Raw genomic sequence first — 14,234 nt, forward strand, 5'->3', positions numbered from 1 at the left:
CCATGAAAAGCTCTCGCCCCGAGATCGACTCCGCGCTGCGGGTCGGGATCATCGCCGTCGTGGCGCTGACCGTGGCGCTCACGGCGCTGGTGGTACTCGGCACGCTCCATATCGGCGCCCGCACCTACCGCGCCGACTTCGCTCAAGCCGCCGGGATCAGCGCCGGTGACGCCGTGACCTGGGCAGGGATCCCGGTCGGCATGGTCACCGACACCCGGCTGGCCGGCGACCACGTCGAGGTGACGATCCAGATCGAGGACGACGCCGTTGTCCTCGGCGCCGACACCCACGCCGCGATCAAGCTCACCACCCTGCTCGGCTCCCGCTACCTCGAGCTCACCTCCTCCGGCGCCGGCACGCTGCCCGGCAACCGGATCCCGGTGTCGCAGACCACCGTCCCCTACGACCTGGAGACCGCGCTGCAGGACGTCACCACCACCTTCGACGGCATCGACGCCGACCGGATCGCCGAGTCCATGACGACGCTCTCCCGCGAACTCGACGGCGTGCCCGCGCTGATCCCCGGCGTGCTGCGCGACGTCCGCGCGCTCTCCGGCATCATCGCCCAGCGCCGCGACCAGATCGGCGCGCTGCTCACCAGCACCGGCGAGGTCGGGGCCGTCATCGACCGGCAGCAGGCTGATCTCGCCGCCGTCGTCGGCGAGGGCCGCACCCTGCTCCAGCAGATCAATGCCCGTCAGGCCGCGCTGAGCCGATTGCTCACCGCGACAACGGGCTTGGTGCAGCGGCTGGAGCCGATCGCGGTCGGCGAGCAAGCCGAGATCGAGCAGCTGCTGACCGACCTGCGCGCCATGACCGGCATGATCGCCGCGCACGACGACCTGCTCCGCAATATCCTGCAGATCCTCCCGGTCCCGTGGCGGCTCTTCGCCGACGCCACCGGCAGCGGCCCCGAACTCGACGCCAACGCCCCCGACGGCGCCTTCGTCGACTCCTGGATGTGCGCGCTCAGCGCCACCGCCGTCGCCGCAGGCCGCGACCCCTACCTCGAGGACTGCCGATGAGCCGCACCCTGACCACGTTGAAACTGGCCGCGCTGACGCTGACCGCCGCCTGCCTGGCCGGCTGCGGCACCGGTGCGGGCGACACCACCACGGTGACCGCCCGCTTCGCGAATGCCAACGGCCTCTACGAGGGCAATGCCGTCGCCGTGCTCGGCATGCGGGTGGGGAAGATCGTGCGGATCACCCCCCGCGGCACCGATGTCGAGGTCGAGATGCGGATCGAGGACGGCATCGCGCTGCCCGCCGACGTGCAGGCGGTGACCATCTCCGACTCCATCCTCACCGACCGCCACGTCGAGCTCTCCCCCGTCTACCGCGGCGGCCCCACCCTCCCCGACCACGCCGTCCTCGGCACCGACCGCACCAAGACCCCCGTCGAGTTCGACGCCCTGCTCGGCATGGCCCGCGAACTCTCCACCTCGCTCGGCGGCGACGGCGACGGCGCGGGCCCGATCGCCGACCTGATGTCCCTCGGCACCGCCGCGACCAGCGGCAACGGCCCCGACATGCGGGCCGCGCTCAGCGAGCTCGCCCGCGCGCTGCAACTCGGCCCCGACAACGGCGCCGCCACCCGCGACGCCGTCACCACCGTCGTCACCCACCTCGACACGCTCACCGCGACCGCCGCGCGCAACGACGCGACCCTGCGCGACTTCGGCTCGGCCGTCGCCCGGCTCAGCGACTTCCTCGCCGCCCAGCAGCTCGGCTCCGGCGACACCGGCGCCGCCCTGAACCGGATCATCGCCCAGGTCGCCGAGCTGCTCACCCGGCACCGCGACACCATCGCCGGGCTCACCACCGACGCGGGCACCCTCGCGGGCACCCTGGCCGACTACGACGGCAACCTCGCCGAATTCCTGGACGTCTTCCCCCTGGTCACGGACAACGCCTACAACGCCATCGACCACAATGTCGGCGCGCTGCGCGCCGCGATCGACATCAACCGGTTCCTGCTCGACGGCCAGATGGTCAAGGAGATCTGCAACCTGCTGCAGCTGCAGAACCTCGGCTGCGCCACCGGCACCATGCGCGACATGGGCCCCGACTTCGGCATCACCGCCATCCTGGCGGGCCTCGCGGAACGGAACGGCCGATGACCCGCTACCTGCTCCCCCTGCTCACCGCCGCCCTCACGCTGACCGGCTGCGCGGGCGGCCTGGACCGGCTCCCGCTCCCGGCACCGGGGCTGAGCGGCGAAACCTACAGCCTGACAGCCATTTTCAGCAATGCCCTGAACCTGCCCGCGAAGGCGAAGGTGAAGCTCGACGGCGTCGATATCGGCCAGGTGGACGCCATGACCGCCCGCGACTACACCGCCGTGGTGACCCTGCGCGTCACCGCCGACGTGCGGCTCCCCGCGGGCACCTCGGCCGAGCTGCGCTCGGCCACCCCCATGGGCGACGTCTTCGTCGCGCTGCGCCCGCCACCGGATTCCGGCACCGCCTTCCTCGCCGACGGCGACACCATCCCGCTGACGGCGACCTCGGCCGCCAGCACCATCGAGGAGCTGCTCACCCGCGCCTCGTTCCTGGTGAGCGGCGGCGCCATCGAGCACCTGACCTCGGTGATCTCCGCGCTCGGCGAGTACGCGGGCGGGCGCGGCGAACGCCTCGCGACGCTCCTCGCCGATACCCGCGCCCTGCTCGACACGCTCACCGAGCGCACCGGCCGAATCGACGAAATCCTGCACGCCACCGCCGATCTCAGCACCACCCTCGCCGCCGGGCAGACCACGCTCACCGACACCGTGACCGCCGCGGGCCCGGCCGTGCGGACGCTCGCCGAGAACACCGACGCCCTGCTCACCGTGGTCGACCGCATCGACGCCCTCACCACCCAGCTCGCCCGCTTCCCCAGCGTCGCGGGCACCAACACCACCTCGATGGCGGCCAACATCAACCAGCTGGCCGCCGGGCTGAATGCCGCCGCGCTCAACCCCGAGGCCGACCTGAACGAACTGAACACCATGCTCGGCGTCGTCATCAAGATGATCAGCGGCCCGAACGGCCACGTGGACGCCGATATCACCCAGATCGCCGTCGGCGCCCTCCCCGACCCCGGCTTTCCCGGCACCGCGGGCGCCAGGCTCCCCGACCCGACCGACTGGACCGCCTTCGTCGGCTCGCTGCAGCACATGCTCGACCGCATCGGCCCCCGGCTGCAGGAGCCGCCGCGATGATCGCCCGGCTGCTCGTCGGCGCCGTGCGGCGCGCGCATCGGCAGCGGCTCGCGCTCTCGCTGGCCGGGCTGCTCGCGATCCTCGCCGGGTCCGCCGCCTACCTCGGGATCGGCACCCTGCGGATGGACCCGTTCGAGGAGCCGTACCGGGTGCGGGTGGAGCTGGAGCAGTCCGGCGGGCTGCTGCCCGGCCAGGACGTCACCCTGCGCGGGGTCCGGGTGGGCACGGTCGAATCGGTGGTGGTCGCCGGTGATCGTGTCATCGCGGTGGCCGCCATCGGGGAGCGCGTCCCCGCGGCCGGGCTCGTCCGGGTGGCCGCCCTCTCCGCGGCCGGTGAGCAGTACCTGGACTTCCAGCCCAGCACCAACGACGGCCCCTACCTCGCCGACGGCGCCGTGATCACCGCCGACCGCACCGCCACCCCGGTCCCGCTCGCGGACATGCTGGAGAGTCTCAGCGGCACCCTGGCCCAGATCGACCCCGACCGGCTCGCCGCCATCTCCCGCGAGCTCGGCGTGAGCCAGGCCGGCCCCGACAAACTGGCCGCCATCATCGACGGCGGCACATTCCTGGTCTCGACCCTGGACACGGTCCTCCCGCAGACCGTGACCCTGCTGCACAACAGCAGGGTCGTGCTCGCGACGCTCGGCAGCCCCGCCCTCGAATCCACCGCCGCCGACCTGGCCGTCACCGCGAGCGGGCTTGGGGCCATGACCGGCGGCTACGAACAGCTCCTCGCCCGGACCCCGCCCATGCTGACCACCGTCGACGCGCTCCTCGCGCAGAACTCCCCCACCATGGTCCAGCTGCTCGGCGACCTGGTCACCGTCTCCCAGGTCGCCTACACCCGAATCCCCGCGATGGACGAGTTCTTCTTCCCGCGGCAGCGCGCCGGCTCCGCGCTCGACGCGGTCGCCTCGGCCTTCCACGACGGCGGCGTCTGGGCGCTGGCCAGCATCTACCCCCGCTACGCCTGCGACTACGGCACCCCGCGCCGCCCCGGCTCGGTCCCCGACTACGCCCCGCCCTACCTGAACGCGCAGTGCCCCGACCCCACGCTCATTCCGCGCGGCGCCGCCAACGTCCCCCGCCCACCGAACGACCCCGTCCCCGCCGACCCGCCCGGCGATCCCCTGCAGACCGCCGACCCGCCGCCGGTCGGCCCGCAGTCGATCCCCACCCCCTACGGCGGCCCGCACGCCCCGGTGCCGCGCTGAACCGCTACTCGGTCGGCAGTACCTCGGCCAGCGCGCGCAGCGCCGCGACGTAGTCGTCGTCCAACGCCTGGATCGCGACATGGTCGGCGCCCGCGTCCAGATGCGCCAGCACCCCGTCCGCGACCTGAGCCGCCGAACCGTGCACCGCCAGCGAGTCGATCAGCCGATCACTCCCCGGCTTGGTCAGGTCTTCCTCGGTGAACCCGAGACGCCGCAAATTGTTCACGTAGTTCGTGAGCCCCAGATAGAACGGAACCATGCGCCGGGCGACCTCCCGCGCCCGCCCCGCGTCCTCGTCCAGCACCACCTTCTGCTCCGCCACCAGCAGCGAACTCGCGCCGAGCGTCGCGCGGGCATTCCGCGTGTGCTCCGGCGGCGCCAGATACGGCAGCGCCCCCGCCGACCGGTCCCGCGCCAGCTCCAGCACCCGCGGCCCCAGCGCCGCCAGCGCCCTGCTCTCGACCGGCACGCCCGCCGCGTCGAGCTCGTCCAGGTACCGCACCAGCGCGTCGTACGGCTTGATCGCCCCCGACCCGTCGTTCTCCCGATGCCCGACCCCGATCCCGAGCAGGAACCGACCCGGGAACCGGGCCTCGATCCGATGGAACGACTCCGCGGTAGCCTTCGCCTCCGCCGCCCAGATATTCACGATGCTCGTGCCGACCGTGAGCGTCTCCGTAGCCTCCAGCAGCGACTCCACCACCGGCAGCTCCGCCGGCGGCGACCCGCCCAGCCACAGCGCGCCGAACCCGAGTTTCTCCAGCTCCTTCGCGTCCTCCGGGGTGAACCCCTGATAGCCCCGCCACACACCGAACTTGCCCAGATCGTATTTGGCCATAGTCGGGCCAACCCGGGTCCTCGCTCGATCTATTCCGCCGTCGATTCACGGTTCGAGGAACAGGCTCTCGTTGGGCAGCCGAGGTGTGTGGACGTCGCCCTGCGCCGAGACCTGGACTCTGTCGGCGCAGCGATGGCGCTCGAGGTCGCAGACGAAGATCAAAGCTGCGGTGAGGCAGGCAATGAACTCGAACTCGACACCGCCGACCGCCAGCGTCAGCCAGATGTCCGGTTCCTCGGGACGAGGTGACTTGGCAGTGCTGCCCGCCCACACTGCCAAGGCCCGCGCTGTGCGCGCGATCAGTGCGGGAGCCGGTCGTTCGACCGCACCATGCAGCGGCGGCGGGATCGACTTCGCCTGCCGCTGCGGGAGTGCTTTCCGAGCACGCCGAGGACCGACGTTCACCCCCGAACTCCTGCCAGGTTGTGCGGGCGAAGCACCCGGCACCAGCCAATGGCGCGCACGATCTGATCTCTCGAAGGCAGGTAGGTGTCGGTGGGTGGCACTACCCACTTGCGCGGACCTTCGGGACCAGGAATCGGAATGATTGCGGCACCGACGAGTGCGGCGTTCACCTCATCGAGCTCCGAGCGGGGCCGAATGTCGGGTAGGTCGGCCTGCGCCAGAAACATCCACCGCCCACCGACCGCGCACGACGAAATCGGCCCGCACCGTCCCGGCACCTCGTCCATGCGCCCCCGCACAGCAGCGCCGAGTCGTGCGGGTGTGGTGACCGCACAGATGTCATCCCCACGGACCTGGATCGGCGCACGACCAGCGTCGACGAAGGCCGGGATGCCGCACACCTCGCGGTAGTAACGACAAAGCTCTTGTACTGCCTGTCCTCGCGAGGGCTCATGGATGTGCACTCGTTCTCCCCCTGGTTGCCTGTGCATGGCGAACAGCAGATACCGCCAGACCTTGGCACCGACTCGATTTTGGGCTATTCATTTCAGGTAGCTCAAACCCTCACCAAGACAACCGCAGTCGCCGACAGATCGACCAGAAACAACCCGCCCATCACCCGGAGGAAGAGGCGCGTTGCCCAAGAATCAGGAACTTGTTACCCAAAACCTCGGAACTATTGCGAGTGACGGAGGTGTACGCATTCGCACAAGGGCAGCAGGTTCGACGCTCCCGCGACGGCAGCTCGCGCGTCACCTCCGCGAGTTGCGGCAGGGCACCGGAATGTCGATCGCAGAGGTCGCCAAGCGCATCGAACGGGGTTACAGCACCCTGCAGCGGCTCGAGTCCGGCACCGCGGACCGAATCCGCCTGTGGGACATCGAAGCTCTGTGCCAAGTACTCGGCGCCGACGCGACCATGACCGAAGCGTTGAAAGGGCTCGCGCAACAGGGAAATCAGTCGAACTGGTGGCACGAATACGGCGACCTGATCCCACCGGAGTTCGACGTCTTCATCGGCCTCGAGTCAGCGGCCGCCCGGCTCACCTCGCACCACGAACTGGTCCCGGGCCTGCTCCAGACACCGTCCTATGCCGAGGCGCTCTTCCGCGCCGCCTACCCGGACGAGGGATCTTCCGAGATCGCCCGCCGCGTCGAAATGCGTCTGCATCGACAAAGACTCGTCACCCGCGACCGCTCACCGGCGGCCGTCGACACCGTCCTCGGTGAGTCCGCTCTGCACCGCCTCGTCGGCGGTCAGACAGTCATGTCGCACCAGCTTCGGCACCTCGCCGACATCAGCACCCGCCCGAACGTCACCATTCGAGTACTCCCCTTCCGCGCCGGCATCCCCCTCGGCGAAGTGCCCGGCCCCTTCACGATCCTCGACTTCGAGTCCCTCACGAAGAGCCCGGCGGAGCCCTCGGTGGTCTATGCCGAGAACATCTCCGGCGACATGTACCTCGAGCGGCCGGAGAGCGTGCGCCGATATCGGTTGGCCTTCGAGACGGCGGCCCGAGTAGCGTTGAACCCGCAGGACAGCCGTGATCTGCTCCGGCAGGTGGCAAGGAGATAGGTGCAATGACCGCGAATTTCCGTGATGCCCGATGGTTCACGTCGAGCAGGAGCGGCAGCAGGGAGTGCATCGAAGTCGCGTTCGCCGGGGGCGAGGTCGGAGTCCGTGACTCGAAGAACCGCGGTGCTGGTCACCTCGCTTTTCCAGCCGATTCCTGGCGCGAATTCCTTGCTTCCCTTCGCCGAGACGAGCTCAAGTGATCCGAGGCACCTGACCGGGCCGTACTCCGCGCGGCATGCACCCTGCCGCACCCGCCGCCCTGCGCTCCGTATACCCGAGCAGCCTCTGTATGGCTGTCCCCTCCCGCTGCCCGACTGGTGACGATCTCAGAGATATCGAGCAGGAGTGCATCCGGTGAGCCAGCACGTGTTCTTCTCCCAGGATCAGAGCGCCGACCCGATCTTCACCTATCGGTCCCGACCCATCGCCTGCTTCGGCATGGCCGACACGCTCGCGGAAGCACGAGCGGAATTCCATGAAGCACTCGCTCTGGCCCTCGATGACGACGAGCCGGTACCCACGGTGATCGAGCATCTCGAGCGCCCGCATCCCGACGGCTTTCAGATTCGTATCCGCCTGGATGAGCGCGTCCTGGAACGTGACTACGCGGCGCGAGTGCTCGTCAACGCTTGGCGCAGCGGTTCGATAGGCACGAAAAACTTGTCCGCTATACTTCAGGGCTCGCGGACCAACATCGGTGAACCTATTCTCATTGTCCGCCTGCACGAAGACTCGCAGCACCCGGTGATCGATGAACTCAGCACAGGCGAGTCCTGTGCCGTGGCAATTTCCTCATCGGATCTGCTAGAGGGCTCCGACGCGGCCTTGGTATTCGGCGTCGCGCTCGGAGATAGCGGGACTGACGTCTATCCCGCCTATTTACTTGAAGAGCAGGACCGCAACTTCTATTTCACATAGCTGATTTGATGCGGAAGACAATTCTGGACCGGCCCCGAACATCTCCACAGCGAATCTGATCGAGCGTGAAACTGCGAGGTCGACGATCTCAAGCAAGTCAGCGATCATCAGGTGCGACAGAGCGCGCCGTCCGACCCCGAAGCTACTAGGAGATCCGAGCGACCCACGCCAAGCTACGCATATCTGTCACACCCCTGGGGTACAAATACCTGGACGGAAGGGGCGATGCGATGCCTGACAGGGACCATCAGACCATACCGAACCCCAACGGCTGCCGGTGGTGCGGCATAGATCGGGAAGAGCATCTCCAGCGGTGGGCACCCACGGTCAAATGGCACATGTGGGCCGAGCCCACCGCCGTCCAACGAAAGAAACGGATGCTGGAGCGACGAGCGCGACGTCAAGGACCAACCAGCGAACTGCTAGCCGGCTAGCTCCCGCAGCTCGGCGAAGATGTCGCGCAGTTCACTGGGCACTTCGTCGGGCCCGTTCAGCCGCACGGCCACTTCCAGCAGCATGGCGGGCTTACCCGACGGAGCCTGGTCACTGTGATCCTTTAGCATCTGCAGGACTGCGGTACTGAACTTCTCACCGCGATGAGCGCTGAAGTGCTCCGATTTCCAGCCGCCGTCGCGCGGCCACGCCGCGTTCGCTGTTCGCGCCCAGATGTCATCATCGAACAACTCCTCGAGTTCACGGGCGCCAGAGAGCTGGCCCACCATCCTCACTATTTTGTCTTTATCCGTGCCGAAATGGCCGGACAGATTCTTCAAGCTGAAAATCTTGCTGCCGCTTTCGCTATCAGCGTCGATCATCAGCATGACAGAGCGTTCATGCTTGTGCAGGTAGCTGGCAAGCTTCAGTGCACCGTCGTTGCCACCGCAGGCCCACAACGCGATTCCCGCGGCCTGTAGCGACAGTTTGGTAGCCAAACTGAAAAGAATAGGTATTGTCAACTGTTCGGTCTCGCCCTCGACAGCGAGGAAGCATCGCTCATGGAGCAGTACTGAATTGCGCAGGCCAACTGCTGCGGCGATCGCTCCGAGATGGCGATCGAATTCAGCGTGTTCCGCACTACCCACACGTTGCATAGTTGTCCGGCGGGTGTCGTCCAGTTCGAACAGCACGACATCTCGAATGTCGACGCCGTCGATAAGATTCATTGAGTGTGTGGCGACTACGACGCTGACGTGGTCCGCCGCAGATTGACGGCGTATTATCCCCATAACCTCGCGCTGGAAGTGATAGTCCAGGTGCGTGTCCGGTTCGTCGTACGCTACGATCACCTGCACTGGAGGCTCAACCTCCGAATCCTCACCGCCGTCACCAGGTTCGATCAGCAGGTCGGTTGTTTCCTCCCACACCGCCATCGCGATGCGCCCAAGACTGCCGCGACCGGAATGATCCAGCCGGATTCTTTCGCCGGTGGATCATTCCAGGCCCAATGTGGGCCTGCCCATTGACCCCGTGAAGCTGACCTCTGGCTCGATTGTGACCCTGGCGATGTCAGGACAGCGATCCATGATGTGGTCAGCCAGCGGTTTCGCCTCGATGCGCATCTGCTCCTGAGCACCGCTTTCAAGCTCGCGAAGTCGGTCCTGAACGTCTTTTCCGGCCAGGTGATCCCTGAAGCGGAGCGTCAGTACGGTACGAATCGCAGCTTCCGGATCCGCGGTGTGGCCTTCGAATGCCGCGATTTGCGGAAGCCGCTCGCTCAGAGCGGGAGGCATTCCGCTCCAACCTTTGCTACCTGCGTGGCTCCGCCCGTATTCGATCAACCACTCCAACAGCTTCGGCTTGGTCAGCTTTCCGGCCGCAGTGTGTCCGAACTGGGTCGCCAGCGTCTTCAACGCGGGCACCTGCTTCCCGCTGAGATCTCGCAACTCCTCATCGTCGGGCACCGGGCCCCAGATCTCATAGCGCGGCAAGGACTCCAACTCAGCGGCACGACGTAGCCGTACCGTCGCGGGAAGACCGAACGCATCCTGTTCCCACGGATCCAGACGGAAGTCCCCGATCACCTCGGTGTCCTCGCACCGACCACCGGACTCGCCGGAGAGATAGGACCGATCCTCCTCGGTCAGCGCGTGCGAGTTCAGGAGAAATGCCAGGGCACCGAGGGCGGCGGACTTGCCGCCGTCGTTGGGCCCGGCGATGATCGTCGGACTACCGATGGGGATGTCCGTGACGTGAGCGAGGGATCGAAACCCGCGCACGGAGTACTTCTCGAGATGCACTTGGCAACCATCCAGAGCAGAATGTCGTGCAGGCCAATGTCGTGATCCATCGTCCCACCCCGAGCGCGGGCGATGGTTGCTAGAACCTACCAGTTGCACCCGTGCACAGAAAAATTGCCGACGGAACTGGCGAGAATGCCTGTGCCACAGAGTCACACATTCAGCACTAGGAATCTCTCCGGAAGCACCCGGAGGTTGCTCATCGGCGATCAGCGCGGAGCAGCACCACCGCCAGCGATCCGAGTTGATCTGTGAGCGCACCCTCGAAGGCAAGCGTGCCATCAACTGTTCCGCTCGAAGCATGAGTCAACTCGTGCAGCAGCGTGCCGCAGTAGTCGGCGGGTGCGGCAAGCTGATCGCGGCGGATTACGATGCGTTTCGCCGCCGATTCGTACATACCGACGACCTCGTTTCCCGCGCTGTTGAGTCGCATCGTCTCCGAGATCATGATTGCGCGGACGCCGATGCGCTCGGGGATGATTCCAAGCGCCGCGAGCAGCGGCTCGGTCAGCGCGTAGACCTGCCGCTCGGTGTAGTGGAGATGACTCGGATCGACAAACCTGAAAGTGAAGCTGTCATTCCAAATATCGCGGTAGCCGTCGAGGTCGTAGAGGGATGCGCCGTCGAAATCGGTGAGACTGCCGATCCGACCAGCGATGTCGTCAGGAACCAGAACCAGCCGGAAGCCGTCCGCACGCGCGTAGTCAAGTTGCGCCGCACCGAATTCCAGATCAGTTCGTGAGACGAAAACAACCTTCTCGTGACTGGCTAGCACCCGGCATGCGTGCTGAGCGATATCGTTCCAACCGAGCTCATCGTGCATACGGCCGGTTGTGAACGCGGCAAGGTCGTCGGCCAGGCCCCTGGCGACCTCGGCGGTACGGCACTGCTTGAGGATGGCTTTCACCCGATCGGTGTAAGCGGTGCGCCCGACGTTGCTGCGCTCCCGATTCAGTGCTTGCCGCAGCCCTTTCGTCAGTGTCGTGATGTTGTAGGAGAACAGGAAGTTCTCCTCGCGCGCGACCAGCAGCCCTTTGACGTAGATATGGGCTCCGACCTGCCCTGCAGGTCGTGCCAGCACCTGGCCGTAGTGGGTTTCCTCGAGTGGACGCTCGCGGTTGTACCGCAGGAAGTACTGCGTGGCCTGTTCGATCTCTTCGTCGGATATGCCGCGCAGCACAATCGAGGTGCCTGTTCTTCCGGGTTGGCTCGGCGCGGTGACCGCTGCGTGCAGGGTGGTGATGTCCGTGAAGCCGTCCTTGGGCCGCAGCGCGGTGGTCATGTCCATATGCGGTGATCGGATCAGGACATCGACCCTGCGACGGTGGAACACCGCGAGCGCGTCCTTCAGGCCCATCCCGAACTGACCGATTACACCCGGATGCCGAAGCTTCTCGACGTTCTCCTTCTGGGTCAGATGCTGATAGCGCAGACCACGCCCGAAGTCGGCGATCTCCCAGAGTCTGTCGCTGATCTTTCTGATCACTGGGTCGGGGGTCGCTGTGATGGCCTGCTCGTCCAGCGCGTTGGCGATGATCTCACGCACCGCATATGCCAGCGGCCAGTGTTCGAGCACCTTCTCGATATTCAGGTCGAAGTGCGTAGTTGTCGAACTCGTCAGCGCCATACAGCAGCCCCCTGCTCGTATCCGATCGAGATCCGGGGGCATTCATTCCTCGACATCTCACGCGCCCCCGCCTGCGGCCGATAGTAGTGCCGAAGTGCGACAATGACGACGCATCCACCCGGGGCGAGGAGAAGAGCTGATGGCGGAGACCTTCACGACGCGGGTCGAGCTCGACGGCAAGACGGCGACCGGGCTGCCGGTGCCGGACGAGGTGGTCGAGGCGCTGGGCGGCGGGAAGCGGCCGAAGATCTCGGTGACGATCGGCGGGCACACCTATGCGAGCAGCATCGCTGTGCGGGGCGGCGGGTACAAGATTCCGCTGAGCTCGGCCAATCGGGCGGCGGCCGGGATTGCGGCGGGGGACGCCGTCGAGGTGACGATCGAGCTGGACACCGCCGAGCGGACGGTGGAGATCCCGGAGGAACTGGCGGCGGCGTTCGCGGAGAACCCCGCCGCGCGGGCCGCGTTCGACGCCCTGTCGTACAGCAAGCAGCGGCAGCGGGCCGAGCCCGTGGCGGCGGCGAAGCAGCAGGAGACGCGGGACCGGCGGGTGGCGGCGATCATCGCCGAGCTGAGCGGCGGCGGCTGATCAGTTCTGCCTGGGGGCGAGTTCGGCGAGGAAACGGTCGATGAAGCCGTCCACCGGTTTGCCGCTCGCGGGGACCACGACGAACTTGGTGAGCCCGGCCTCCAGATAGCCGTCGATGAGGCGGTGCAGGTCGGGCCAACTGCCTGCGATGACGTCGGCGGGGTCGGTGTCGGGGCGCTGGCTGCGGATGCGGGAGGCGAGGGGGCCGGGGATGCCGTCTTCGGCGAGGAGCAGGGTGATCCCGAAGTGGTCCGCTTCGATTTCTCGCGCGGCTTCGGCGGCCTCCCGGTTGATGGCGACAACCCCGGCGGCGGCTTCGGCGGGGGTGAGGAAGCTGCCGAGCCAGCCGTCCCCGTACCGGCCGATGCGGCGGAAGGCGGCGGGGGCGCGGCCGCCGAGCCAGATATCGAGTGGGCGGCCGGGGCGCCTGCCGACCCCGGCGCCGCGCACGGTGAAGTACTCACCCTCGAAATCGACATCGTCCGAACGCAATACGGCGCGCAGCAGCGCCAGGGATTCGTCGAAGACGTCACCGCGGCGCCCGGCGACCGGGAACAGGTCGCGCTCCCCCGGTCCGGCCGGTTGCAGGCCGAAGACGGGGAGCACGCGCTTGGGGGCGAGCGCGGCCAGCGACGCGAGCTGCTTCCCGACCAGGACCGGGTGTCGGCCGGGCAGGATCGCGACCGAGGTGCCGACCTTCAGATTCCGCGTCCGGGACAGGGCGAACGCCATGCCGACGACCGGGTCGACCGCCGGTGAGTAGATCAGCTCGGAGAACCAGAGCGAGTCGACGCCGGCCTGCTCGAGCCCGTCCACCAACCCGGCCAGCTCCTCCGGATCGGTGTTCGCGCCGATGCCGACGCCGAATCGAATCTTCACTCCTCCGACAACACGCGATCAGCGCTCGGCATTTCCGGGGCGGGTGGCGCGGTAGTAGGTGACGCGGCCGAGGGCGCGGTGCGGGTGGGAGAGCACCTGCTCGGTGTCGAAGCCCGCCGTGCGCAGCACCGCCAGCGGCGTGTCGCCGAGATTGCCGCGAACGTGTGCGCTGCGCAGGTGCAGGCGGGCGGCGAACCCGTCGGCGGGGGTCATCGGCCCGCCGATGTCGGCGAGGTGCAGGCGGCCGCCGGGGCGCAGGACGCGGAAGGCTTCGGCGGCGACCGCGGCTTTCGCGTCGGCATCGAGGTGGTGCAGCATGAGCGCGGAGAGCACGCGGTCGACGCTGCCGTCGGGGTGCGGCAGGTCCTGGGCGTAGGCGCGCTCGAAGCGGAGGGTGGGGGCCTTGCGCTCGGCGCGGGCGAGGGCGCGCGGGTCGGGATCGGTGCCGATCACGCCGGCGCCGGGCACCGCGCGCTGCGCGAGGATCGTCAGGTTGCCGGTGCCGCAGCCGATTTCGAGCACGGTGTGGCCGCTATCGATACCGGCCTGGGCGAGCAGGGTGTGGTGCACGGCAGGGCTGCCGAATGCCCGGCTGAGCAGGTCGTAGAACGGCAGGAACAGGTCGTTGCCCGCTGCGGGCAGGTAGTCGTGGTCGTTGCCGAGGGTGCGCGAGGTCATGACTCCATGGTCGCGAGGACGGCGCGGGAGAAGTCGGCGGATATTCGGCGAAACCAGGACTATCTTC

At 67.5% G+C, this 14,234-nt stretch carries 15 protein-coding genes; 8 read left to right on the forward strand and 7 right to left on the reverse strand.

Annotation, left to right across the window (positions count from 1 at the left end):
* Positions 1–2: 2 nt before the first annotated feature.
* From ACFUJ1_RS02685 to ACFUJ1_RS02700, 4 genes are read left to right on the forward strand one after another with little or no spacing between them, the layout of a single operon-like run.
* Positions 3–1,025, forward strand: a complete 1,023-nt coding sequence (locus tag ACFUJ1_RS02685) for an MCE family protein (protein ID WP_378641705.1) — start codon at positions 3–5, stop codon at positions 1,023–1,025.
* A complete protein-coding gene (locus ACFUJ1_RS02690; RefSeq protein WP_378641707.1) occupies positions 1,022–2,122 on the forward strand; it encodes an MCE family protein in 1,101 nt (366 codons plus the stop codon). Before ACFUJ1_RS02685 ends, ACFUJ1_RS02690 begins: the two co-directional genes overlap by 4 nt.
* The gene (locus tag ACFUJ1_RS02695; protein WP_378641709.1) at positions 2,119–3,204 is read left to right on the forward strand and encodes an MlaD family protein; all 1,086 of its coding nucleotides are present in this window, start codon (positions 2,119–2,121) and stop codon (positions 3,202–3,204) included. The genes ACFUJ1_RS02690 and ACFUJ1_RS02695 overlap by 4 nt, the downstream gene beginning before the upstream one ends.
* Positions 3,201–4,421 (forward strand): MlaD family protein, encoded by a 1,221-nt coding sequence (locus tag ACFUJ1_RS02700; RefSeq protein ID WP_378641711.1) that lies wholly within the window; start codon positions 3,201–3,203, stop codon positions 4,419–4,421. Before ACFUJ1_RS02695 ends, ACFUJ1_RS02700 begins: the two co-directional genes overlap by 4 nt.
* 4 nt (positions 4,422–4,425) lie before the next feature.
* Here ACFUJ1_RS02700 and ACFUJ1_RS02705 read toward each other — a convergent pair whose 3' ends face one another.
* Both ACFUJ1_RS02705 and ACFUJ1_RS02710 read right to left on the reverse strand, forming a co-directional pair.
* Positions 4,426–5,259, reverse strand: a complete 834-nt coding sequence (locus ACFUJ1_RS02705; protein WP_378641713.1) for an LLM class F420-dependent oxidoreductase — start codon at positions 5,257–5,259, stop codon at positions 4,426–4,428.
* A 45-nt stretch (positions 5,260–5,304) separates the two neighbouring features.
* Positions 5,305–5,664: a hypothetical protein gene (locus ACFUJ1_RS02710; protein WP_378641715.1), complete on the reverse strand. Its 360-nt coding sequence runs from the start codon at positions 5,662–5,664 to the stop codon at positions 5,305–5,307.
* A 702-nt stretch (positions 5,665–6,366) separates the two neighbouring features.
* Here ACFUJ1_RS02710 and ACFUJ1_RS02715 point away from each other — a divergent pair.
* The 3 genes from ACFUJ1_RS02715 (at position 6,367) to ACFUJ1_RS02725 (ending at position 8,157) form a co-directional block, all read left to right on the forward strand.
* Positions 6,367–7,239 (forward strand): helix-turn-helix domain-containing protein, encoded by an 873-nt coding sequence (locus ACFUJ1_RS02715; RefSeq protein ID WP_378641909.1) that lies wholly within the window; start codon positions 6,367–6,369, stop codon positions 7,237–7,239.
* A gap of 5 nt (positions 7,240–7,244) precedes the next feature.
* Positions 7,245–7,439 (forward strand): DUF397 domain-containing protein, encoded by a 195-nt coding sequence (locus ACFUJ1_RS02720; RefSeq protein ID WP_378641717.1) that lies wholly within the window; start codon positions 7,245–7,247, stop codon positions 7,437–7,439.
* A 154-nt stretch (positions 7,440–7,593) separates the two neighbouring features.
* Positions 7,594–8,157: a hypothetical protein gene (locus tag ACFUJ1_RS02725; RefSeq protein ID WP_378641719.1), complete on the forward strand. Its 564-nt coding sequence runs from the start codon at positions 7,594–7,596 to the stop codon at positions 8,155–8,157.
* Between the two features lie 422 nt (positions 8,158–8,579).
* Here ACFUJ1_RS02725 and ACFUJ1_RS02730 read toward each other — a convergent pair whose 3' ends face one another.
* The 3 genes from ACFUJ1_RS02730 to ACFUJ1_RS02740 all read right to left on the reverse strand — a co-directional run bounded on the left by ACFUJ1_RS02730 (position 8,580) and on the right by ACFUJ1_RS02740 (position 12,021).
* Positions 8,580–9,527, reverse strand: coding sequence for an ATP-dependent endonuclease (locus tag ACFUJ1_RS02730; protein ID WP_378641721.1), 948 nt, complete (start codon positions 9,525–9,527; stop codon positions 8,580–8,582).
* Between the two features lie 60 nt (positions 9,528–9,587).
* A complete protein-coding gene (locus ACFUJ1_RS02735; RefSeq protein ID WP_378641723.1) occupies positions 9,588–10,394 on the reverse strand; it encodes a hypothetical protein in 807 nt (268 codons plus the stop codon).
* Between the two features lie 199 nt (positions 10,395–10,593).
* Positions 10,594–12,021, reverse strand: a complete 1,428-nt coding sequence (locus ACFUJ1_RS02740; protein ID WP_378641725.1) for a hypothetical protein — start codon at positions 12,019–12,021, stop codon at positions 10,594–10,596.
* A gap of 139 nt (positions 12,022–12,160) precedes the next feature.
* On the opposite strand from ACFUJ1_RS02740, the gene ACFUJ1_RS02745 reads away from it, so the two are divergent.
* Positions 12,161–12,610, forward strand: coding sequence for a YdeI/OmpD-associated family protein (locus ACFUJ1_RS02745; protein WP_378641727.1), 450 nt, complete (start codon positions 12,161–12,163; stop codon positions 12,608–12,610).
* Here the strand turns inward: ACFUJ1_RS02745 and ACFUJ1_RS02750 are convergent, their stop codons facing one another.
* Both ACFUJ1_RS02750 and ACFUJ1_RS02755 read right to left on the reverse strand, forming a co-directional pair.
* Positions 12,611–13,489 carry a TIGR03854 family LLM class F420-dependent oxidoreductase gene (locus tag ACFUJ1_RS02750; protein WP_378641728.1) on the reverse strand — a complete coding sequence of 293 codons (879 nt, stop codon included), beginning with the start codon at positions 13,487–13,489 and terminating at the stop codon, positions 12,611–12,613.
* Positions 13,490–13,507: 18 nt separating this feature from the next.
* Positions 13,508–14,167, reverse strand: coding sequence for a class I SAM-dependent methyltransferase (locus ACFUJ1_RS02755; protein ID WP_378641730.1), 660 nt, complete (start codon positions 14,165–14,167; stop codon positions 13,508–13,510).
* Positions 14,168–14,234 lie beyond the last annotated feature (67 nt).

This window comes from Nocardia sp. NPDC057227, assembly GCF_042669725.1.
GTDB lineage: Bacteria > Actinomycetota > Actinomycetes > Mycobacteriales > Mycobacteriaceae > Nocardia > Nocardia asteroides_A.